This is a genomic window from Psychrobium sp. MM17-31 (genome assembly GCF_022347785.1).
GTDB lineage: Bacteria > Pseudomonadota > Gammaproteobacteria > Enterobacterales > Psychrobiaceae > Psychrobium.
In genome coordinates, this window is the sequence record NZ_JAKRGA010000002.1 from 539,963 (window position 1) to 561,837 (window position 21,875).

General features: G+C 44.7%; 18 protein-coding genes. 8 read left to right on the forward strand and 10 right to left on the reverse strand.

Annotated features, from left to right (window positions below; translation table 11 throughout):
* The first annotated feature begins 121 nt into the window (after positions 1–121).
* Positions 122–826, forward strand: a complete 705-nt coding sequence (locus MHM98_RS06985; protein WP_239438541.1) for a CoA transferase subunit A — start codon at positions 122–124, stop codon at positions 824–826.
* On the opposite strand, the gene MHM98_RS06990 is transcribed toward MHM98_RS06985, so the two are convergent.
* On the reverse strand, positions 816–1,754 hold the full coding sequence (locus MHM98_RS06990; protein ID WP_239438542.1) for an alpha/beta hydrolase: 939 nt from the start codon (positions 1,752–1,754) through the stop codon (positions 816–818). The two genes, MHM98_RS06985 and MHM98_RS06990, sit on opposite strands and share 11 nt — an antisense overlap.
* Positions 1,754–2,923, reverse strand: a complete 1,170-nt coding sequence (locus MHM98_RS06995; RefSeq protein WP_239438543.1) for an MFS transporter — start codon at positions 2,921–2,923, stop codon at positions 1,754–1,756. Before MHM98_RS06995 ends, MHM98_RS06990 begins: the two co-directional genes overlap by 1 nt.
* A gap of 132 nt (positions 2,924–3,055) precedes the next feature.
* Between MHM98_RS06995 and MHM98_RS07000 the strand changes: the two genes are divergently transcribed.
* Both MHM98_RS07000 and MHM98_RS07005 read left to right on the forward strand, forming a co-directional pair.
* Entirely contained in the window at positions 3,056–6,484 is a 3,429-nt protein-coding gene (locus MHM98_RS07000) for a PAS domain-containing hybrid sensor histidine kinase/response regulator (protein ID WP_239438544.1), read from the forward strand.
* A 74-nt stretch (positions 6,485–6,558) separates the two neighbouring features.
* Positions 6,559–6,786, forward strand: a complete 228-nt coding sequence (locus tag MHM98_RS07005) for a hypothetical protein (RefSeq protein WP_239438545.1) — start codon at positions 6,559–6,561, stop codon at positions 6,784–6,786.
* On the opposite strand, the gene MHM98_RS07010 is transcribed toward MHM98_RS07005, so the two are convergent.
* The 4 genes from MHM98_RS07010 to MHM98_RS07025 all read right to left on the reverse strand — a co-directional run bounded on the left by MHM98_RS07010 (position 6,783) and on the right by MHM98_RS07025 (position 11,959).
* Positions 6,783–7,448: a response regulator transcription factor gene (locus MHM98_RS07010; protein ID WP_239438546.1), complete on the reverse strand. Its 666-nt coding sequence runs from the start codon at positions 7,446–7,448 to the stop codon at positions 6,783–6,785. The genes MHM98_RS07005 and MHM98_RS07010 overlap by 4 nt on opposite strands.
* Positions 7,449–7,568: 120 nt before the next feature.
* Positions 7,569–9,848 (reverse strand): TonB-dependent receptor, encoded by a 2,280-nt coding sequence (locus MHM98_RS07015; protein ID WP_239438911.1) that lies wholly within the window; start codon positions 9,846–9,848, stop codon positions 7,569–7,571.
* 81 nt (positions 9,849–9,929) lie between these two features.
* Positions 9,930–10,889, reverse strand: a complete 960-nt coding sequence (locus tag MHM98_RS07020) for a PHB depolymerase family esterase (RefSeq protein ID WP_239438547.1) — start codon at positions 10,887–10,889, stop codon at positions 9,930–9,932.
* Positions 10,890–11,071: 182 nt separating this feature from the next.
* Entirely contained in the window at positions 11,072–11,959 is an 888-nt protein-coding gene (locus MHM98_RS07025; protein WP_239438548.1) for a LysR family transcriptional regulator, read from the reverse strand.
* 134 nt (positions 11,960–12,093) lie between these two features.
* Between MHM98_RS07025 and MHM98_RS07030 the strand changes: the two genes are divergently transcribed.
* Together MHM98_RS07030 and MHM98_RS07035 are read left to right on the forward strand one after the other, a co-directional pair.
* Positions 12,094–12,801 (forward strand): CoA transferase subunit A, encoded by a 708-nt coding sequence (locus tag MHM98_RS07030; protein WP_239438549.1) that lies wholly within the window; start codon positions 12,094–12,096, stop codon positions 12,799–12,801.
* Between the two features lie 2 nt (positions 12,802–12,803).
* Complete coding sequence (locus MHM98_RS07035) at positions 12,804–13,463, forward strand: 3-oxoacid CoA-transferase subunit B (RefSeq protein WP_239438550.1); 660 nt, start codon at positions 12,804–12,806, stop codon at positions 13,461–13,463.
* Between the two features lie 76 nt (positions 13,464–13,539).
* Here the strand turns inward: MHM98_RS07035 and MHM98_RS07040 are convergent, their stop codons facing one another.
* From MHM98_RS07040 to MHM98_RS07050, 3 genes are all read right to left on the reverse strand, one after another.
* Positions 13,540–14,100 (reverse strand): hypothetical protein, encoded by a 561-nt coding sequence (locus MHM98_RS07040; RefSeq protein ID WP_239438551.1) that lies wholly within the window; start codon positions 14,098–14,100, stop codon positions 13,540–13,542.
* Positions 14,101–14,279: 179 nt separating this feature from the next.
* Positions 14,280–15,356 (reverse strand): DUF2817 domain-containing protein, encoded by a 1,077-nt coding sequence (locus MHM98_RS07045; RefSeq protein WP_239438552.1) that lies wholly within the window; start codon positions 15,354–15,356, stop codon positions 14,280–14,282.
* A 32-nt stretch (positions 15,357–15,388) separates the two neighbouring features.
* Positions 15,389–15,856 carry a MarR family transcriptional regulator gene (locus tag MHM98_RS07050; protein ID WP_239438553.1) on the reverse strand — a complete coding sequence of 156 codons (468 nt, stop codon included), beginning with the start codon at positions 15,854–15,856 and terminating at the stop codon, positions 15,389–15,391.
* A 300-nt stretch (positions 15,857–16,156) separates the two neighbouring features.
* Between MHM98_RS07050 and MHM98_RS07055 the strand changes: the two genes are divergently transcribed.
* Together MHM98_RS07055 and MHM98_RS07060 are read left to right on the forward strand one after the other, a co-directional pair.
* A complete protein-coding gene (locus MHM98_RS07055; RefSeq protein WP_239438554.1) occupies positions 16,157–18,331 on the forward strand; it encodes a TonB-dependent receptor in 2,175 nt (724 codons plus the stop codon).
* A 1-nt stretch (position 18,332) separates the two neighbouring features.
* On the forward strand, positions 18,333–19,121 hold the full coding sequence (locus MHM98_RS07060) for an alpha/beta hydrolase (protein WP_239438555.1): 789 nt from the start codon (positions 18,333–18,335) through the stop codon (positions 19,119–19,121).
* 71 nt (positions 19,122–19,192) lie between these two features.
* On the opposite strand, the gene MHM98_RS07065 is transcribed toward MHM98_RS07060, so the two are convergent.
* Positions 19,193–20,710 carry an aldehyde dehydrogenase family protein gene (locus MHM98_RS07065; RefSeq protein WP_239438556.1) on the reverse strand — a complete coding sequence of 506 codons (1,518 nt, stop codon included), beginning with the start codon at positions 20,708–20,710 and terminating at the stop codon, positions 19,193–19,195.
* 139 nt (positions 20,711–20,849) lie between these two features.
* Here MHM98_RS07065 and MHM98_RS07070 point away from each other — a divergent pair, with 139 nt between their 5' ends.
* Entirely contained in the window at positions 20,850–21,800 is a 951-nt protein-coding gene (locus tag MHM98_RS07070; RefSeq protein WP_239438557.1) for an AraC family transcriptional regulator, read from the forward strand.
* Positions 21,801–21,875: the final 75 nt, after the last annotated feature.

Below are 21,875 nucleotides of genomic sequence, written 5' to 3' on the forward strand. Positions count from 1 at the left end.
CTTATAGCACCTAAACATGGCATTTAAAAAACCTATAAATATATCAAAACTATAAATTTGATTAATAAATAAACTACCACCAAACTTAAGCCATTATCAGTAACGAGTTGTGAGGTTTGATATGACGGGTTTTAACAAAGTAGTTAACGATTTTTCTACGGCGCTAGATGGCCTAAAAGACGGCATGACAATAGTGGCAGGAGGATTTGGTTTATGTGGCATCCCACAGGGTCTTATTGACGAAATTAAACGCCGTGGTACGCGAGAGCTCACCGTGGTTTCCAATGATTGCGGCACCACAGAGCACGGTTTAGGTATTTTACTGATCGACTATCAAATCAAAAAAATGATCGCATCTTATGTGGGAAACAGCGCTAATTTCGAGGCACAAATGATCAGCGGTAAACTCGATGTAGAACTCACGCCACAGGGGACATTAGCCGAAAAAATGCGTGCTGGTGGCGCGGGCATTCCTGCTTTTTATACCGCTACTGGTTACGGTACGGCGGTAGCTGAGGGTAAGGAATCTCGCTTTATTAATGGTCGTCACTGTATCCTCGAAGAGTCAATTACAGGTGATTTTGCACTAGTCAAAGCATGGAAAGCCGATACATTCGGCAATCTAATATTCCGTAAAACAGCACGTAACTTTAATCCCCTTGCCGCGATGGCGGGAAAGATTACTGTTGTTGAAGTTGAAGAGTTAGTGGATGCAGGCGAATTAGATCCCGATGAGATTCACACTCCAGGGATCTACGTCAATCGCGTTATTGTTGGTTCGCGTCATAAAGAAATTGAATTTGTGACCACAAAACCTAGGCAGTGAAGTCCTTGATTAGCTTAAAGGTTTGTTGATATTCATCTTGAACTAAATCATTAATCAACATATACGCGTGGATCATATCGTTAAACTGATGGTGTTTAACCTTTACGCCGTGTTGAGCCAACTTCTCAGCATACGCATTGCCTTCGTCTCGTAATGGATCACAGCCTGCTGTTATCACTAAAGTCTCAGGCATTCGATCGTTAAAAGTTCCAAATAGCGCTGATGCTGATTGCGCAGCTTGATCGATATCTTGCTCCGAATGGAAATATTGCTCGAAATACCACTCAACTTTAGCCGTTTCAAGCAAGAAACCACTGCCGTTTTCTTGGTAGGAGTCAAAGCTCATGGTGTAATCGACGCTTGGGTAAATCAGGATTTGCTTATCAATTTTTATATCGCCACGCTGATTATTGTTCATCACTAAGTTAGTACAAATTGCGCCGCCTGCGCTATCACCAGCGATATAAAGCACGTCGTTGTGATTGTGCTCCACTAGCAGCTGGCGATAGTTTTCGAGTAAATACTGACAATCGTTTAAGCCCATCGGATACGGAAATTCTGGCGCTAAACGATATTCGATACACAGCACGATTGCTTGGCACTGCTGTGCCAGCTCACGGCTGATAGGATCGTATAACTCCACCGAACCACACATGTGTCCGCCGCCGTGAAAATGCAATAACACAGGTAGCTTTTTATCGGGTGCAGGGTTGTAGATTCGGACATTAATCGCCGCCTCATAGTCTGGCATCAGCACATCAGTCACGCTCGCTATCTCAGGCCCTTTGGCCATGAGTCCCGCTAAATTATTTAAACCTTCGCGAGTTAACTCGGGCGTATAACCAATCCCCTGCGCTCTGGCATTGGCCATAACTTCATTTACTTGGTCGAGAAAAGGTTCGAGTTTGGAAGATACAACGCCGCGCATTAGCTTTCTCCTTGCGTCTTTGCAGTCTCTGGTAAAAAGAAACTGCCGATAAAAAAGGTGGTGCTCACTACTGCAATCAATATGAATGATTGGGTGAAATCACCATTGTTCATATCCACCAACTTGCCAAACAACCATAACAAGACGGTAGAAAACAGATAACTAATCGAATAGAACAGGCTAAAGATAACGGTAATGCGTGCTGTAGTCATGTTTGCCATTTCGTGTGGAATGGACACTAGCGCCGTTACAGGTAGGAAAATAAAGAAACCCAACAGCATCGCCGAAATCATTTGCACAGCTTCTGAGCCACCAAAAGATAAACCAATAATAGTTAGCGTGATCATTAAGCCCGACCAACGAATCACTGGCACCCGTTTCGGAAACTTCTTGCTGTAAAGAATACCGGCGAAGGTACCGATAATGCCAAAGCCAATCACCCATTTACTCTGACTGATGCCTGCTTGCGGATAGAAGGTAAATAGACAAATGTAGAAAGTTAACAGACCCGCATAGGTCAAACCATAAACCCAGTTAAATTTGTCTTTAAGACCTTCGATATAGCTATAACTTTCTTGTTGTTGATCATCGTTATTATTGGCCGCTGGCGCGTTAAATTTCACTAATAACCAAACTGCCGCCAAAGCAAAACTAATAATTGAAAAGGCGATTAAGCTATTTTTCCAGCCGCCAGTGATGGCGTTAATATCCGCCATAAACCACAAGATAATCGCCGTACCGACATTAAAGGCAACCGCGTTTAACCCATTAATCGCTGGGCGCTCATCGACTTTGAAAAACTCCATCACAATCGGATTGAAATAAACAATCATAAAGGCGCCGCCAAGTCCCATTAAAAAACGGCTCAGTAATAACAACTCGTAGTTAGGTGATATAGGCGTAAATAAGCCGATGGCAATGAGAATACTAGAAACAAAAAACGCTCCCTTAACCCCGAGTTTTACCGCCAACCACGCAGCGCCAAAGGTGCCGACAATTTTTGCAAAAGTCACCATGCCGCTAATAAAGCTAGCAGAGGCTAAGCTGTCGATATCCATCGCCGCCATAATTTGCTCCATGCTAGCGGCACCGCCAACCCACGCCATGGCAAATAGCATATAGCTTAGAAAAACTAGGGCTTCAACGAGGTATTTGTTCGTTATTTTCATCTGTGATAATTTCTTGTGTCGATAGAACCGTCTAGCTAGATTACCGCAAGGGCTTTTTCAAATATCTGGCACCTTAGTACACTACCCAAATTCGGCTCTGATAGTCACAATACGCCATAAAAAGGAATCGCTGTGTTAGTTTGGATCTCGTTAGATCGGTGGTTTGTAACCGCTGTTGCCATCGGCTATCTAGCACTGTTATTCGTCATCGCCTATCAAGGGCAAAAACAATCACCAAGCCAATGGCGCTCTCGGCCATGGATTTACAGTTTGGCGCTCGGCGTTAGTTGTACCTCATGGGCGTTTTACGGCACCGTTGGCCAAGCAGCTACTACAGGCGCATGGCTCGCCCCCATCTACATTGGCAGTATTTTGTGTTTAGTCGCCGCATGGCCGATGCTGGCCAAAATACTCAGTATCGTAAAACAGCAAAACCTCACTTCCATCGCCGACTTTATTGCCTTTAGATACGATCGCTCCCCGATGCTCGCCGCCGCTATTGCACTCGTGGTATTGGCGGGAACAGTGCCTTATATTGCGCTACAACTCCGCGCAATTAGTACCAGCTTTGATTTGCTAACAGGCACCTATCAATCGGGAATTAGCACCGCCTTTGTCGTGACCCTAGTGCTTATAGTTTTTAGTATTTTATTCGGCACGCGACAAATCGCCGCTAGCAAACAAAACCAAGGTTTGATGCTAGCGATAGCGGTTAGCTCAGTGGTCAAACTCTTTGCCCTATTCGCCGTTGGCATCTTCGCGACTTTTTATGTGTTTGATGGTGTCGAGCAACTACTAACCGCACAAAAATCACTGCCACAAACGCCAGTAAACAATGCTTACTTAGCGGTGTCACAGGCAATATTAGGCGCTATCACTATCTTTATTCTGCCGCAGCAATTTCACATGATGATGATCGAGAATCATCACCGCGACGAGCTTAAAGCCGCCCGCTGGCAATACCCGCTTTATCTATTATTGATAAATTTATTCGTCCTGCCGATTGCTATCGCTGGCCAATCAACTTTTCCCGGTGGCAGCGTCGCCGCCGATACCTTCGTGCTGACATTGCCATTGTTTTACCAACAAGCTTGGCTAGGTTTAGTGGTGTTTATTGGTGGCTTGGCCGCGGCCACCAGCATGGTGATTGTGTCAGCCATCGTGCTTAGTAACATGCTGTCAACGGAAGTCATTACCCCGCTGATGTTAAAAATGAAGCGTTTTGACGCCAGCCAAACACCGCAATTATCAGGTTCGTTATTAAGTGCCCGTCGTCTGACTATCGGTATCATTTTACTGCTCGCTTTTAGTTTTGAACGTGTGATTAACCAACACGATCATCTCGCCACCATTGGCCTTTTATCGTTTGTATTACTGTCACAATTCGCGCCTGCAACAATCGGCGCACTCTACTGGCGACAAGGCACATCGCAAGGAGCGCTAGTTGGTTTGGTTGTCGGAACAGTCGTGTGGTTATACACCTTGTTTTTACCGCTGTTTTTCAAAGATTCTAGCTGGTTATCACAAGGATTATTTGATTTATCATGGCTTAAACCAACCGCGTTATTTGGCCTCGATTGGCTCGATGAAATCAGTCACGGCGTAGTATTTAGTCTGCTGCTCAATACGCTTGCTTTTGTGATTGTTTCCCTAAAAAGTCGCCGCAGTGTTGGCGAAAAGCTCCAAGCTGAGCTCTATCTTGCCAAAAGTCAAAGTAAGTTCGAACAACGCCTAACCTTTGATGATCTCGCCAACTTACTGCATCGTTTTACCAACGACGATATCGCAAATAAACTCAACGACTTTAAACACGGCAATCGTCCTAATGCCGCTCTCAATGAAGCCATTGAGTACACAAGATTACAGTTATCAGGCGTATTAGGCTCAGCCTCGACACGCATGGTAATGAAAGCCGCTTCAACCTCGCAACAGATGCCACTTGAAGATGTGGTGAGCATTGTGGATGAAGCGAGCCAGATGTTCGAATTTAACCGTGAACTATTGCAATCTGGGGTTGAAAACATCGAGCAAGGGATCAGCGTTGTCGATGCCGATATGCGCATTGTAGCGTGGAATCAGCGCTATGTTGATTTACTGTGCTACCCTGCGGGATTTGTTACCGCCGGCAAATCGGTGCGAGAGTTGCTGCAATACAATGTTGAAAAAGGCATTATCACAGGCGCACAAGCCGACGAACTAGTCGAGCGCCGAATCGAACACATGCGCCTTGGCCACAGCCATCAGTTTCAGCGCACCATGCCCAATAACGTGGTGTTAGAAATTCGCGGCCAAGCAATGCCCGGCGGCGGTTTCGTTAGCACTTACTCTGATATTACTGCCCACATTGAAGCGGAAAAAGCGCTGCGTCTTGCCAATGAAAATCTCGAAAAACGAGTAAAACAACGCACCCAAGAGCTAGAAGATGCCAAGGCACAAGCGGAAGCTGCCAATCGCAGTAAAACCCGCTTTTTAGCGGCAACCAGTCACGATTTAATGCAGCCTTTTAACGCGTTGTCACTCTTTACTTCGATGCTGAAAAACCGCGTTGAAGGCACAGATTTAAGCGAGCTTGCAGATCATATCGACGATTCCCTTAATGTCGTTGAAGGCTTATTGTCAGATTTAGTGGAAATTTCACGGCTCGATAGTGGCTCGCAAAAAATAGAAATCAGCGAGTTTGCGGTAGATGATGTGCTGGCAACATTGGAAAACGAATTTACCCTGCTTGCCGCACAGGACAACATCACCTTTAGCTATCAACGATCCAGCGCCAGCGTTAAAACCGACAAGCGCATGCTGCGCCGGATCATTCAAAACCTGCTTAACAACGCCGTGCATTATTGCGATGACAAAACAGGCGCTAAGGCCAATATTCGCAACAAAATAGTGCTTGGTGTTAGACATTGCCCTGATACGATTTCGATTGAAGTATGGGACAACGGCCCGGGCATTTCGCCAGCCCAACAGCAGCAAATATTTAAAGAATTTGAGCGCCTTGAGACCCACCGTGAAGTGCCCGGCCTCGGCCTTGGACTAGCGATTTGTGAACGCATGGCCAAATTGTTAGAGACGAAAATCACTATCGAATCTGAGCTCGGTAAAGGCACTGGTTTTAAAATTCGTATTCCTCGGGTCGCTACTACGCAAACGGATGTTCCAAGCGCGGCTAAAGTGCCAACTGAGCAAAGCGGTAATGAGTATCACGGCATCCGAGTATTAGTGATTGATAACGATAACCTGATGCTAACTGCCATCGCCTCTCAGCTATGTGACTGGGGCTTTACGGTAATGACCGCCAAGGATAAAGCCAGCGCTGAGCATGAGGTTATTAGCGGCACGCCAAGCCTGATTATCGCCGATTATCATCTGGACAATCATTGCAATGGCGTCGACGTCGCGCGTCAGCTGCAAAGCGAAAACAGTTGGCAGTTACCTTGTATTATTTGCTCCGCCGATCCTTCGGAGCAAGTTCGCCAGCACACGAGTGAGGCGAGTTATTTATTCTTGCGCAAACCTGTGAAAGCACTGGCGCTGAAGCGGATGATAAAGCAGTTGCTATGATGAATGATTCTAATTTTATAGTGGTATTTCTTTCGCTAATTATTGTTCATGGAGCTTGTTTAATCGGACTTTACGTGACAGTAAAACGCGTTCGATATCGTATGGAAGAAAAGAAAAACAATAAGAAAACTCGTAATGCCTTTGAAGATAAGCTCAGACGGCAACGAGTTCTCATAATCGTCTTGCCAATCATCGGTCCTTTGCTAGGACTAGCTACCTGCTTTGGTTTAAATTCAGGCCACCAAGATGCGGGAAAGAAAGTAAACTTCCCCGCAGACAATCACTCATCAGATAGTGATTAATCGCTGCGATTTTCAGGGGCGGCTAGCATCAGTTGCTGATAAGCAAGACCCGCTAAGGTGCGGTTGTTGACTTCTAGCTTGAGTAAAATGGCCGACACATGTTTTTTGACTGTGGTTTCTTTGATATCCAAATCATAGGCTATTTGCTTGTTTAAGCGGCCATCGGCGATTTGGGTCAATACGACATATTGCTGCGGCGTGAGCTGAGCCAGTTGCTTAGCAAGATGTTGATTCGCTTTGGTTTGTGTATCATCAGTCAAGGCTTGGTCGACGTGCTCAGGCAACCACACTTCACCATCCAACACCACTTCAATAGCACTAGCAATTGTAGAAAGGTCGGCTGATTTAGGAATAAATGCCGCCGCGCCAAAGCTAATGGCCTTTTGCATGGTTTCGACATTATCGTCTGACGACACCATAATCACCACCAAATCCGGATAGTGATTTTGCAATTGCATCAATCCAGTAAAACCATTGTTACCGGGCATGTGAAGATCTAAAAACACAATCTCCAAGCTAGGATTGGCCTCAACGGCTTCAAGCACTTCTTCGAAACACTCCGCCTCTAAAATCTGCGCATCATCAATACACTCAACAATCGCCTGCTTCAACGCCGTGCGAAACAGTGGATGATCATCGGCAATAATAACTTGTGGCTGCATGTTTTTTCCTTGAAATGAAGTGTGATGTAGATTTCGACGAACAATTTATACATTAAAAATCAGAGTCAAACAAAAAGAGCCGACAATGCGTCGGCTCACTAAACTAATCACTGAAAGTGACTAAAACTGATAACCCACTGTCAACGAGACTGTTCTAGGGTCGCCATAATAACCAATCAACGTATTATCACCACCTAACCCTGGAGCATAACCGCCATCAGCTTTTGGTGTAACAAATTGATAACCACCAACCATATACTCTTCATCGGTTAGGTTTTTAAGATGTAAACCAACACTCCAATCTGTATCGTCGTCATACCAAGTGATGCTGGCGTTCGCTAAACCGTAACCGTCTTGAGTTAATAAACTATTTTCTTCAAACAACACATAGTCATCGCGGTAGTAGTAGCTGGCGTTAACAATAAAATCACCCATGTTCGATTCGATAGTGTAATTAGCCGCTAGGTTATAGGTAAAATCTGGCGTGTTCGAGATAGTAAAGTTGTCAGATTTATCAAACACAGCACCTGTTTCAGGGTTAGTATCTAACACCTCTTTAAACTCAGAGTCGATAAAGCCAAAGCTTGCCGTTAGCACTAATTCGTCAGAAGCTAGGTAAGTAAATTCAGCTTCAATACCCTGACCTGTCGACGAACCTATGTTACCTAAACGTTGGTTTAATTCCGTTGAGTCTTTACCGGGTAGTACTGAGATGTATTGGCGATCTTCGTGATCAAGCGAGAACAAGGTCACGTTGGCGCGTAAACGATTGTCTAACCACTCACTCTTCATACCGATTTCGATTGAATCAACGTTTTCTGGATCCGCCGCTGGCTCAGCAGTTGTAGCACGCGGGTTAAAGGTACCTGATTTAAAGCCCTGCGAGAAACTAGCGAAGAACATCATATCGCGGTTCGCTTGGTATTCAACGCCAATACGCGGCGTGAATTTCGACCATTCTTCAGAATCGTCTAATACCACAGGCACCAAATCACCATCTGGGCGGACATAGCCATCAACCCAACCTGATTCTGGATAAACGGTGTTAAACACTAAACCGTTGCGCACTAATGAGTCTTTCTTGTCTTTGGTGTAACGAGCACCTGCGGTTACCGACCATTGCTCATCGATATCATAAGTTGCTTGTGCATAAATCGCTTGGCTCTTAGCATTACTACAACCGCTCACTTCACGGGTTAAGCCCGGGGTTTTAAAGGCTGATTGTCCTAGTACGTCTAAGATGGCGTCGAATACACCACATGATTCACCGTCGTAAAGGTAAATACCACCAACCACTTTATAGTCATCGCCAACATTGTTGATTTGTAGCTCGTGAGTGCTTTGCTCATCGTCGTAAATCGCTGGTACGTCGAAGATGCGTAGTGGCGTGTTATCAAAGTCGATATTAGTTGGTGAATAGCTATCGCGTGACGAATAAACGTATTTCAGCGTAGTGCTATCATTCACATCGTATTTTGCTGTAAAGCTAATGCCTTCAAGCTCAACTTTGTTGTTGGTTGGCAAACTGGTGTAAGAATCGTAAACGCTATCTGGCACTGGCGCGTTGGTGAGCAAACTAGGCAATAAACGATAACCGCCTTTGGCATTTGACTTATCTTCGGTACGATCCCAGTTCAGTTTTAACAATAGATCTTCAGTGGCATGGTATTCCAGCGTTACCCGCGCCGCCATCACTTCTTTGTTGTAGTTATCGGCATCTTGATCTTCTAACGCCGATAATAAGTATTCGCCATAACCATTGCGATTTAAGCTCGCAACACCAAAACCAAAGTATAATTTGTCTTCAACCAGTGGCATTTGACCAGTGAGTTTTACATCGCCTTGGCCGTAACTACCAACAGTGCCTTGCACGCTAAATTCAGCATCGCCAGACATTTCTTTAGTCACGTATTTAATCGCACCACCAATGGTGTTTTTACCGTATAGCGTACCTTGTGGACCACGTAAAACTTCGACGCGTTCAATATCTAATAAATCTAATACCGCCCCTTGAGGACGCGCCATGTAAACATCATCGACATAAATACCGACACCCGCTTCATAGCCCCATAAAGGATCTTGCTGACCTACACCACGGATAAACGCGGTAATGGTCGAGTTAGTACCACGGCTGCGTTGCAGCGTTGTATTTGGCGAAAACTGTTGAACTTCGGTGATCACTTCAATGCCGCGCTCGGCTAAGTCTGTGGCGCTAATCGATGTAATAGCAACAGGCACTTCTTGCAGGCTTTCAACGGTTTTACGTGCCGTAACCTCGATGCGTTCAAGCGCGCCGTCTTTTGCTTTCTTTTCGTCTTCTGCTGCCATTAGTGGCTGAGTCACTAGCGCACTGCTCACGGCCAGTGCAAGCGTACTTAGACTTAGCTTTGCATATGTCATTTTCATGATCTTCCCCATCGTTCCTGTATTTTTAATAGTAATTTTTATGGCCAAACCTTTAGCTCAGCGGGTTATTTGGAATTAGTTCAGTTGCCAAAAATCGACAATTTGTTGCGCAGTACTCAGCTGCGCTTTAGGTAAAAATGGCGCGGTTGAGCCGCCATTTTTTACAGCAGGATTAACGCTCCAGCCGTGATCCATTCCTTTGATCGTCACCAGCTCGATCGTTGGTTTATCGCCGCTTTTCCATTGGCTAAAACTGGCGCCTAACTTATCTTCGGTTGCAACTTGCTTGCTGCCAGAAAGCGCGGCCCATTGCTCGGCTAGTTTTTGAGAATTGACCGCATTTACTACCTTGTCGCTATCGCCAGTCGCAATAAACAGTGGCGGCCAAGTCGTAGTCTTTGGCGATGTTTTCTGTGCCAAGGCAACCAATTCTGCCGCGCTTTGAGACGGCCCCGCCCGCATACAAGAAATGGCTTTAATCAAGTTGTCTGCGCAGGGGTACGGCAAGCCAGCAATCACAGCACCGCCGTCAAACATTTGCGGATAAGTCACCAACAATCCACTGGCCATGGCGCCACCAGCAGACAAACCAGCGATGTAAACTTGATCCACCTTTAATGATCCTTTTACGGTGGTGATCATATTTTTCAGCGAAAGTGTCTCACCTTGATCGCGTGCGGTGTCCGGCGTTGAAAACCAGTTGAAGCATTGCTTGATGTTGTTGCTTTTACTTTGCTGCGGCAAAAGTAGTGCAAAGTTATGGCTCTTCGCTAAACCGCGAAAACCACTGTCTACAGCAAGCTTTTCAGCGTTTTGTACACAACCGTGCAATAACACAACCAGTGCTTTTGGCGTTTTAGTCGGCCTGAACACGCTAGCGGTTAGTTCACCAGGATTTTCACCAAATTGAGAGAGCGGTAAACTAGCAGGCACTTGTTCACTAGCGGCGTTTGCAAGCGGCGAAAAACTCACACTAGCAACAAAACCAAGGGCAGCGATGGCAGAAATTAACAGAGATTTATTTTGGGGCATCATAGATTGCCTACTTTATATTCGATGGGGTTAGCATGGCGTAAAGTGTTTTGGTGTTGAATGGTACTTTAGATCCAACACAGGCAATTTAATGATGAAATGATTATTTATCAATTGGTTAATTGTTTAGTAACTTTATTTTTCAAGCAAGAAACGACGGAAATTTTCTTTATGCGTGATTCGGTTCATCCATACTTTTCAACCAATTGCCCTATAAAAGACTGCGCAGCTACAGATAGTGGCTTTCGTTGCTGAGTCACTATACCAACACGGCGCATTAGCGGCGGAGATTGCAGTGGTACACACTTGGCGCCTTGCGCTTCAAATAACGGCGTGCAGAGCGATGGAACCGCGCTAACGCCTAGTCCGCTTGCTACCATTTGACCGATTGTCGCCAGTTGATTTGCTTCAAACTCTACATCAAATGCCAGCCCTTGTTCATCGAGCAAGGCTTCAATTTGTGCACGAATGGTTGACGGTTGTTGTAGCGCTATCAAAGGGGATTCTAATAGCTGAGCCCAAGAAAAATGTTCAGTGCAATCCTGTGCAAGCGCTGGTGGAATGGCCGCAACAAATTTATCTTCAAACAGTGGAATGAAATCGAGTTGTGGCACATCGGGCACTTCAAATACCAATGCTAATTCGACTTGATCGTCAATTACCATTTGCACCGCATCTTCTGCCACAACATCGTGCAGTTTGATTTTGACATCGGGAAATTCATTGCGAAAACGCTTGAGATAACTTGGCACTAACGAGCTGGCAAAAGACGGCATGGCAGCAATAGATAAAATGCCATGCTCAAGAGTGAATGCTTGTGATAAATCGATAAAAGCATCATCCCAATCTTGCAGTAAGCGTTTAGCGGTGGGTAAAAAACGTTGCCCTTCTGGTGTTAACACCACCGCACGGGTGGTACGTGAAAATAGCGCCCCTCCCACTTCTGTTTCTAGATTTTTAATGGCAATACTTAATGCAGGCTGTGAAATATGCAGTAGCTCACAGGCGGCCATAAAACTCTCTTGCTGAGCGACCACCACAAATGCTTTGAGTTGTTTTAGCGTTACATTCATTACAGCTCCTTACACTTACACCATATTAATAAAAATAATCTATCAATTAATCAAAACAATAAATTTGTTTAATAAACAAACTTAGCACAAACTAATCTGCAACGAGTAGAAATTGATGAGATTTAGGAGCACATATGGCGGGATTTAATAAAGTCGTTTCCAGTTTTCAAGAAGCGATGAATGGCCTCGAAGACGGTATGACAGTGGTCGCAGGCGGTTTTGGTTTATGTGGCATTCCTCAAGGCTTAATCAATGAAATTAAAAGCAAAGGTACGCGCGAGTTAACCGTAGTTTCAAATAACTGCGGCACCACAGAGCATGGCTTGGGTGTGTTGTTAGTTGACCGTCAAATCAAGAAAATGGTGGCGTCATACGTCGGTGAAAACGCTAATTTTGAGTCGCAAATGATGAGTGGCGAGTTAGAAGTTGAACTGACTCCACAAGGAACACTGGCAGAAAAAATGCGTGCTGGCGGCGCTGGCATTCCGGCATTTTTCACCGCGACGGGTTATGGCACGGCAGTCGCCGATGGCAAAGAAGAGCGCGAATTTAATGGCCGCCAATACATTTTAGAAGAATCGATTACGGGTGATTTCGCCATCGTAAAAGCGTGGAAAGCCGATACTTTTGGCAATTTAATGTTTCGAAAAACGGCTCGTAACTTTAATCCACTAGCGGCCATGGCTGGCAAAGTCACCGTGGTGGAAGTCGAAGAAATTGTAGAGCCGGGTGAGCTTGATCCCGATGAAATTCACACGCCGGGGATCTATGTTAATCGCATTATTTTAGGCACTAGTGAAAAACTGATTGAGCAACGCACCGTCGCTCAACAAGGAGAATAGTCATGGCATTATCAAGAGAACAACTAGCAATGCGCGTGGCGCAAGAGCTACGCGATGGTTACTACGTAAACCTTGGTATTGGTATTCCAACTTTAGTGGCGAACTATATTCCCGATGGCATGCAGGTCATGTTGCAATCTGAAAACGGTTTATTGGGTATGGGAGAGTTTCCGCAAGAAGAAGATGTCGATGCCGACTTAATCAATGCCGGTAAACAAACAGTAACCGCAGTAACTGGCGCAAGTATTTTTGACTCAGCAGAATCTTTTGCGATGATCCGCGGCGGCCACGTTGATTTAACCGTGTTAGGCGCATTTGAAGTGGATACTCAAGGTAATATCGCGTCTTATATGATCCCCGGTAAGCTCATTAAAGGCATGGGTGGCGCGATGGATCTTGTGGCTGGCGCCGATAATATCATAGTCACCATGACTCACGCGTCTAAAGGCGGCGATTCTAAATTACTACCCGAGTGTAATCTGCCACTCACAGGCAAGGGCTGTATCAAGAAGGTACTTACCGATCTCGCTCTCATCGAAATTAAAGACGGTAAGTTTCACCTGCTTGAACGCGCCCCCGGCGTCAGTGTTGAAGAGATAAAATCACTAACCGCAGGCGAACTGGTGGCTGACGGTGACATTCCGGAGATGCAGTTTAATTAATCTTTTTACTTAGTTTGGTTGTCTTGCCATTGATAGCGTGTCAACTGTCAATGGCCTTTTTCCTTCTTCTATGTTGTTAGAGTTTTACAATTCCTTTCGTTACTAAAATCCCGCCAACCAAGGTAGAGCCGCCATAATCTTTTGCTAAGCGCATCAGTGTTTTGTGAAAGCCACAATTAGCGAATGTCGCTTCTACTTTTTTAATATTTCCCCGACTCACACCTTTGCGAATTGTTCCCATTGAAGCGTCTATCCAATCTGCTTTACGACAAGCGTTAATCAATCTTTCATGCTCTCCGCGATAGGAAAAAATCTTGTGATGCCAATGAATGGCACCCACTAGTGCACTTTCCTCTAATCCCCAACCGTGTTTTTTATTATCTGCTAACGCAACGGCTTCTGAAGGCTCTAGGTAGGCCAGTTTGTGATCTGTCCACAAACCAATATCGTGATAAACAAAAGCCGTTTCAACGAGCTGTTCGTAGCTAGGATCGTTATCTAAAAAGTTCATTGCATAAGTCACGGTGCGATAGACGTGATTGCGATAACCCTCAAAATCATCACCAATTACGATTCTGTACTGCGCTAATAGCTCTTCAACTCTTGGACGATGTTGTTTGATAATAAATTCTTTCACGGTGACTCCTAATATTTGCTAATACCAATGCAATTATGGAGCAGTAGTAAGTCTCCCACGAGAGTCACAAATGACTTTTATCATGCCATTTACGACATTGATGAATCGAAAGCAAAAAAACGTCGAATTGACAGGCAGACAATTCGGCGTGAAAAAGGTTTACAACAAGGAGAGGAAATCTAAAGTGCTTTAAGGCCTGCTACGGCTTGTTCGACAAATAGTTTTGATTGCTGCCAAATGCGTGTTTGCCACTCATCGCTAGGCGTCATAAAGGCATCGCGCACGGTTTGAATGATACGTCTACGCTCGCTATCGCTACAATCTGGATTGGCTTGGAGCCAGCTATCGTTGATTAAAGAAACCAGCACGTGATCGATATCTTGCGTGCCAAACTCCAAGGCGATGGCAATGTTATTGACATTAAAATTATCTAAATGAGATGCAAGATGTCCTGTAATAGGTTTACTCGTACTGCCTTCAGTGCCGGGGATTTTTACGATATCTTCACCAAACCACTCGATGACACTATCCTTAATTTTGTCTTGATTGCCACCGAGATACATCAGCTCACAATCGCCGTTTTCACCAAGTCCAGTATGGATATCGATATGGACCACATGCTCGAACTCTGCTGCTAGCTCATGACAAACGCGATCCCATAACTTGCGTGTCCATTGCGGCTCAGTACCGCCATAGAAAATACCGCCGGGATAATGATATTGACCGCCAGTGAGCACAGTTTGGAGCTGCGATACACCACGTTGCTCGCGATATTGATAAACAGCTTCAAATACATCGCTTAGGTGAGAGCCTTTCCATTGCAACGGAAATACGGTTTCATTGAACTCTTTAATATCATCATCGAGCGGGATTTGCAGCGTGTAATCCATGAAGTTACGATTCATATCGACATTGTTTTCATTCACCCGCTTAGAAAACGAAAAACCATATGGATTAAAGGCGTGAATGAAAATAACGGAGATATCTTGTGGTAAGTGCTCTAGTGTTTCTTGCAGCAGTAATTGATGCTGAACACCCGAGCCACAGTAGCCTTCAACGCCATGCAGGCCGGAAGAAATAACGATACATTTATTATTGCCGTCATGTCCTTTTCGAGCAATGTCACAATACAATAATTCATCATCAATGCCGCGATAACCTTGAAGCAAGTTATTTTCGATGGCATACCCCTTCGCTTCTGCTTGCGCTAAAAAGGCGGCTCTGGCGCTTTGATAAGATGGCGATAATTCAATCATAGTGTTACATCCTCTAGCTAGAACAATGCACGCTACTCACGGCAGGCAGCATTGAGTTTCGATAGTATTTTCAACAGTGACTTCTTCTCATTTTGAGTGATAGCACTATCAAAAAAGTCATTGTATTTACTCAGAATCTTCGTGACACTCGCGCCAACTTCTCGACCGGAGTTAGTAAGCGTAATAACTTTGCGTCGCTTGTCATTTTCATCTTGAGTTAGAGTGATAAGGTGCTTACGACTTAGTGAGTTAATGTTTCTGGTCACTAAGGCTTTATCCATCCCCAACGCCTCGGTAAAGTCAGACGGAGAAGCAGCCTTGCCAAAGTAAATACAAACGAGTACACGCAGTTCTCCTTGCGATAACGGCTTACCATCAACCAAAGCGGTTTCCATATCTTTACGCCCCACGCGATACATCATTAGCTCGGTGTAAAGCACGTTAAATGGAATATAACTATCTAAGTCGAAAGAACCGTCGTCGTAATTTTGCTTACTCATTTACCTATCACTCTTGTTAAATAATCGTTGTTTTCTAGCTGATTCATTATCACCCAGAAAATAATGATTTACAAAGTAAACCAAAATTAATTTACATTGTAAACTAATTTAATTTAAAAAAAATGTTAAAAAATAGTTTGCGATGTAAACTAAATTACCTTAGGTTTAGTTTACACAGTGAACAAAATATCGTCATTTATAGCTCTCATTCGATACCGTTTACGTGCAATAAAAATTAGCTACATCAATCTCTAAAACTGGTGTGGTTGTAAAAAGATAAGTAATGTCGAGGATAAGAAAATGAAGTTGTCAAATGTAGCAATCGCCGTAAGTGCTCTTATGTTTACCAGCGTAAATGCCGTAGCAGAAGAAACAAAAGACCAAGCGAAGCAAACAGAAAAACGTAAAATTGAAACCATTTCTGTTACTGCGCAAAAACGTGTCGAGAGTGTGCAAGATATTCCTATCGCCATCACAGCCTTTTCTGGTGATCGCCTAGTAGAATCCGGCATTGAAAATTCCCTCGACCTACAAATGATCGACCCAGCATTAGTAATTACCACTAATACCGTTGCCGCACAGCCATACTTACGCGGTGTAGGTACTGACATCTTTACTCCGGGTGCCGAGTCGAGTATTGCCACCTTCGTTGACGATGTTTATGTGTCACGTACGACATCTGCTCTGCAAGACTTTCTAGATATTGAGCGTGTTGATGTTGTAAAAGGCCCGCAAGGCGTACTATTTGGCCGTAATGCGGTAGGTGGTGCAATTAACGTTTATTCCAATAAACCGACAGAAGATTTAGAAGCCAAACTAAGTGCAACTATTGGTAATTTCAACAAACGTCGCCTCGAAGGTATGGTGAATGTGCCACTAGTCGAAGACAAAGTATTTTGGCGCTTTGCAGCACTTAGCAGCCAGCGTGATGGTTATTCACATAACCTGCACACGGGTAAAGATGTTGATGATGATGATGTATTCTCTTTTCGTACACATCTGCGCGTTGATGTGACCGATGATTTTACTCTGACCTTCTCAGCCAATCACACCAAAGAAGATAGCACCCGTAACCTTGCGATTCACGTTGATGATTACGGAATTAGTCCAGCCAGTGCTGCCGATAAGCGCATTGTAAAAGACAAGCACGATGTGTCGCTCAACGAAGATAGCTACCTAGATAGTGAAATCAGCGGCTACTCAATGACCGCAAATGTCGACTTTGATAGTGTGTCATTTAAATCTATTACCGCCTATCGCGAATCAGACGTGGTTGAGCACCTTGACTTAGACGGTACCGAGTTAAATTACCTGTCAAATACACCAATGTTTACTTCTGAAGTGCTCACGCAAGAGTTTCAGTTGGTATCTAACACTGGTGGCGATTTAGATTGGGTTGTTGGTGCATTTTTTCTAAGTGAAGAAGCGACGCAACAACTTAATATTGCACTAAAATTTGTACCTGATGCCTTTAAAATCCAACCTGATGGTCTAGTAGAAACTGATGCCTATGCGCTATTTGGTAATGTGAAATACCACATTAACGATGAGTGGGCTATTTCGGGCGGTATTCGTTATAACAACGACGAACGTAAAATCGACTTCGTTCAAAACAGCGTGTTACTGGCCGATAATTCAATTATTGATGGCCAGACGCTAGCTCATACAAATTCTAAAAAGTTTAATTCAACTACTCCACGTCTAGTTGTTGAGTACACACCAGAGCAAGACCTTATGTTCTATGGTTCGGCATCTCGCGGCTATAAAGCAGGTGGTTTCAATACCAACGTTTACCAAGAAGAATCGTTCGCACCGGAATACGTTTGGGCCTATGAAGCGGGTATGAAATCGACAATTTGGGACGGCAGCGCGCGAATTAACGGCGCCGCGTTCTACTACGATTACACAGACATGCAGTTAAACTCGATTCCACCGGGCTCGTCGACAGGTACTTTCCAGGTGGTTTACAACGCCGCCGCGGCAACCGTACAAGGTATTGAGTTAAACACCACTTTTGTGCCAAATGATGACTGGGAATACGGTATTAACTTACAACTACTAGATGCACAATTCGATGACTTTGTCGCCGAGAATCCAAATGAGCCTGCAGCAGGTGAAGTAAATCGTTCGGGTGAGCGTATGCCACGTGCGCCAGAAGTAAGCTTAAGCTTTACCTCAAAATACATTTGGCTCATTGGCGAACGCGCACTAACATGGCATGTTGATGCTCGTTATGAGAGTGACCAATACCTCGATGTGTTCCAAGACGACTTAGTACAACGCGATTCAAATGTAGTGATTAATACTCGTCTAAACTATGAAATTAACGATGATATGACAGTGTCAGCTTGGGTACGTAACCTAACCGACGAAGAAGTTGTGCAATCGTCTATCCGCGCCGACAACCTAATTGGTACCGCAAACTTCTATGCGCCGCCACGTACGTTCGGCCTAACGTTAGATTGGAGCTTCTAATATGATCTCCCCAACCGCAAAGCAGTATGAATTTAAATTGGGAGCCGCCAGCTTGGCGGTAACCCGAGGTGGTCCCAATACCGACACCAGCATCTGTTTTATTCCCGGCTGGGGTGGCGACCACTGGTTGTGGCAACAACACTTTGAGCAGTGTAGTCAAACCCACGACACCCTAATTGTCGATTTACCGGGTTTTGGTCGCTCGCAAGTACCACTGTCACAACTCACTGTTGAAGCCTCAGCGCAATTAGTTTCCGCTGCGTTAACCGATGCAGGCATCAAGCAATGTGTGTTAGTCGGCCATTCACTCGGCGGTGCTATTTCATTGGCCATCGCAGCATTGTTGGGCGATAAAGCGCAAGCAGTTATTGGCGTAGATTCATTAGCATTTAATGTTATCTACCCCGCAACCTCGCAAGAAGGCATCGACGAAATGGTCAACCCATTTCGCTGTGATTATACTGCTGCAATTAACGGCTTGGCAGATGCCTATATGAGCGAAAACACGCCAGCAGGCGCACGAGATAAAATTGCTGCTGATATGCTTAGCAATGATCAGAAAACAGGTGTAACAGTGTTAGAAACCTATTTGGCGTGGGACAGAGACGCAGATTTAAAGCGTTATCAAGGTCCAGTTTACGGCTTGTTAGCTCAGGTACATGAACCCATTATCGACCATCGCGTAACCGACAGAATCGATATCGAAATCGTCGATGGCACCGGTCATTACATCATGCTCGACCAACCTGATGCCCTACACAAAAAAATAGACGAAGTACTCAACTCATAAGTACTCCGCCTAAAAATTTATCTCTCATTGGGGACTGTGAAGTCCCCTTTTTTGTACGTTAGTTATCTAACTTAAAAGAATCCCAATGGATTAATATCATGACTTACCAGCATGTTTTTAGTTTGCTGATAGTGATCTAACATCATCTTATGGTTTTCACGGCCAATCCCCGATTGCTTGTAACCGCCGAAGGCTGCATGTGCTGGGTAGAGGTGATAACAGTTAGTCCACACACGACCCGCTTCAATGCCACGCCCCATGCGATACGCACGGTTAATATCGCGCGTCCATAAACCAGCACCTAGACCGAATTGGGTGTCGTTAGCAATGGCCAAGGCTTCAGCTTCATCTTTAAAGGTAGTGATGCTAATGACCGGACCAAAGATTTCTTCTTGGAACACGCGCATGTCATTGGTACCTTTAAGCAGCGTTGGCTGAATGTAATAACCATCGTTTAAGCCATCAACCTTTTCGTAGTCACCGCCAGAAAGCACTTGCGCACCTTCGTCACGGCCGATGTTAATATAAGACATAATGCGATCGAACTGCTCTTTTGATACTTGTGCACCAACTTGACTGCCCATGTCTAACGGGTTGCCTTGAGTAATGGTTTTAGTGCGCTCGACAAGGCGTTTAATGAATTCATCGGCGATTGATTCTTGGACTAAAAGACGCGATGGACAAGTACACACTTCACCTTGGTTAAAGAAGGCTAAGGTTGCACCTTCTAAACATTTATTGATGTATTCATCTTCTTGATCAAGTACGTCTTCGAAGAAAATATTTGGCGATTTACCACCAAGCTCTACGGTCGATGGGATCATGTTATCTGCAGCGCATTTTAGAATGTGTTTACCAACAGGGCTTGAACCCGTGAAGGCCACCTTAGCAATGCGCGATGACGTTGCTAGCGCTTGGCCGGCTTCGGCGCCAAAACCATGCACCACGTTTAGTACTCCCGGCGGCAATAAATCACCAATAAGCTCCATTAAGAACACAATTGATAGCGGTGTTTGCTCTGCTGGTTTAAGGACGATACAGTTACCTGTTGCTAATGCAGGTGGAATTTTCCACGCCGCCATCAGTAATGGGAAGTTCCAAGGAATGATTTGCCCCACTACGCCGATTGGTTCGTGGAAATGATAAGCAACGGTATTATTGTCGATTTCACCAATAGAGCCTTCTTGGGCGCGAATACAACCTGCGAAATATCTAAAATGGTCGACTGCTAATGGCACGTCTGCGCCCATGGTTTCACGGATACACTTACCGTTATCCCACGTTTCCACCAGCGCTAATGTTTCAAGATTTTGTTCGATGCGATCGGCAATTTTAAGCAGAATATTAGATCGCTCAGTCACCGACGTTTTGCCCCATGCATCTTTAGCAGCATGTGCGGCATCAAGGGCTAGGTTGATATCGTCTTCATCTGAGCGCGCGACTTCACACACAGACTCGCCTGTTACGGGCGTAGTGTTAGTAAAGTACTTACCATTGACGGGAGCGACCCATTCGCCATTGATATAATTGTCGTACTTCGCTTTGAACGATACGCTAGATTCACTTGTCCCAGGGTTTGGATAGATCATAAAACACCTCTAAATTATTTTTATTGTTTAATGGTTGTTGAGCTGTATATTATTCATCCTAAGTTCAAATTTTTGATGCGCATGACTGACAATTCACATTAGTTGACTGACAGTCCAATTCGACGGAGATATGGCTGATATGATCAAGGAACGCCTTCATTTACAACGCAAAGATCCTCAGGTTTTGGTGGAAAATAAATTGTCTTTTGCGGGTGAAGAATCAGAGCTGAGTATTTACGATACTTTTGAGCAAGCCAATGCCATAGATTTAGTGTCAGACCAATTGATGTTTTGCGGCATGGTGACAGGGAAAAAAGTCATGCACGGTGACGCGGGCAACTTTAATTGCGACTTTTATCCCCACGAATCTTTTGTGATGGCACCTAATCAACCCGTCGCCATCGATTTTCCTACCGCCAGTCTAAATGAGCCAACCACCTGCATCGCTATCGAAATGAGCGATGAGCGCATTAAACAAGTATGTGACGGTTTGAACGTCGCTGCGCCGCTTGAGAGCTATCAGCAAGAATGGCATTACCGCGAAACTGTGGTTCACACGCATCACAATGCCCAAACCCAAGCATTGCTAGATCGCATGGTGACGATCTTTACCGAAAACCATCAAGATCGCAGCTTTATGATCGATTTAGCGGTGAGAGAGTTAATCGCGCGGTTGCTGCGTCACCAAACCCGCGATTTTATTATTAATCACTCCCTATCTCAGCCTGATCATAGTGGCCTTAACGCCGCTATCGATTATTTACATCACAATCTGAAAGATGAAATTGATATTGACCATCTGTGTAAACTCGCCTGCATGAGCCGCACCAAGTTCTATAGCGAATTTAAACAACACCTAGGAAGTTCGCCAGCCGAGTTTTTATTCCAGCAACGCCTAAAACAAGCCGCCCAGTTGCTAAGTCAAAATCAGTCAGTTACCCAAGCTTGCTTTGGCAGTGGCTTTAAAGATACCAGTCACTTTAGCCGCAGTTTCAAACGCTTTTATGGCCTATCTCCACTGCAATATAAAACACGGCATCAAGAACTCCCACCACAAACAAGCACCAAAGTACTACCAACTCAAAAATAAAGCACCTTTTCATTATTTAACAATAAGTTAAAGGTTATTATTTGGATATTTAGTCTGTTCATTTTAAGCTGCTGA

Bases quoted from the DNA above. Each gene is read 5' to 3' on its own strand.
- MHM98_RS07020 (WP_239438547.1), bottom strand. From the start codon at position 10,889: ATGATGCCCCAAAATAAATCTCTGTTAATTTCTGCCATCGCTGCCCTT.
- MHM98_RS07055 (WP_239438554.1), top strand. From the start codon at position 16,157: ATGAAGTTGTCAAATGTAGCAATCGCCGTAAGTGCTCTTATGTTTACC.
- MHM98_RS07050 (WP_239438553.1), bottom strand. From the start codon at position 15,856: ATGAGTAAGCAAAATTACGACGACGGTTCTTTCGACTTAGATAGTTAT.
- MHM98_RS06995 (WP_239438543.1), bottom strand. From the start codon at position 2,923: ATGAAAATAACGAACAAATACCTCGTTGAAGCCCTAGTTTTTCTAAGC.
- MHM98_RS07045 (WP_239438552.1), bottom strand. From the start codon at position 15,356: ATGATTGAATTATCGCCATCTTATCAAAGCGCCAGAGCCGCCTTTTTA.
- MHM98_RS07030 (WP_239438549.1), top strand. From the start codon at position 12,094: ATGGCGGGATTTAATAAAGTCGTTTCCAGTTTTCAAGAAGCGATGAAT.
- MHM98_RS07065 (WP_239438556.1), bottom strand. From the start codon at position 20,710: ATGATCTATCCAAACCCTGGGACAAGTGAATCTAGCGTATCGTTCAAA.
- MHM98_RS07010 (WP_239438546.1), bottom strand. From the start codon at position 7,448: ATGCAGCCACAAGTTATTATTGCCGATGATCATCCACTGTTTCGCACG.
- MHM98_RS06985 (WP_239438541.1), top strand. From the start codon at position 122: ATGACGGGTTTTAACAAAGTAGTTAACGATTTTTCTACGGCGCTAGAT.
- MHM98_RS07015 (WP_239438911.1), bottom strand. From the start codon at position 9,848: ATGACATATGCAAAGCTAAGTCTAAGTACGCTTGCACTGGCCGTGAGC.
- MHM98_RS07035 (WP_239438550.1), top strand. From the start codon at position 12,804: ATGGCATTATCAAGAGAACAACTAGCAATGCGCGTGGCGCAAGAGCTA.
- MHM98_RS07025 (WP_239438548.1), bottom strand. From the start codon at position 11,959: ATGAATGTAACGCTAAAACAACTCAAAGCATTTGTGGTGGTCGCTCAG.
- MHM98_RS07070 (WP_239438557.1), top strand. From the start codon at position 20,850: ATGATCAAGGAACGCCTTCATTTACAACGCAAAGATCCTCAGGTTTTG.
- MHM98_RS07060 (WP_239438555.1), top strand. From the start codon at position 18,333: ATGATCTCCCCAACCGCAAAGCAGTATGAATTTAAATTGGGAGCCGCC.
- MHM98_RS06990 (WP_239438542.1), bottom strand. From the start codon at position 1,754: ATGCGCGGCGTTGTATCTTCCAAACTCGAACCTTTTCTCGACCAAGTA.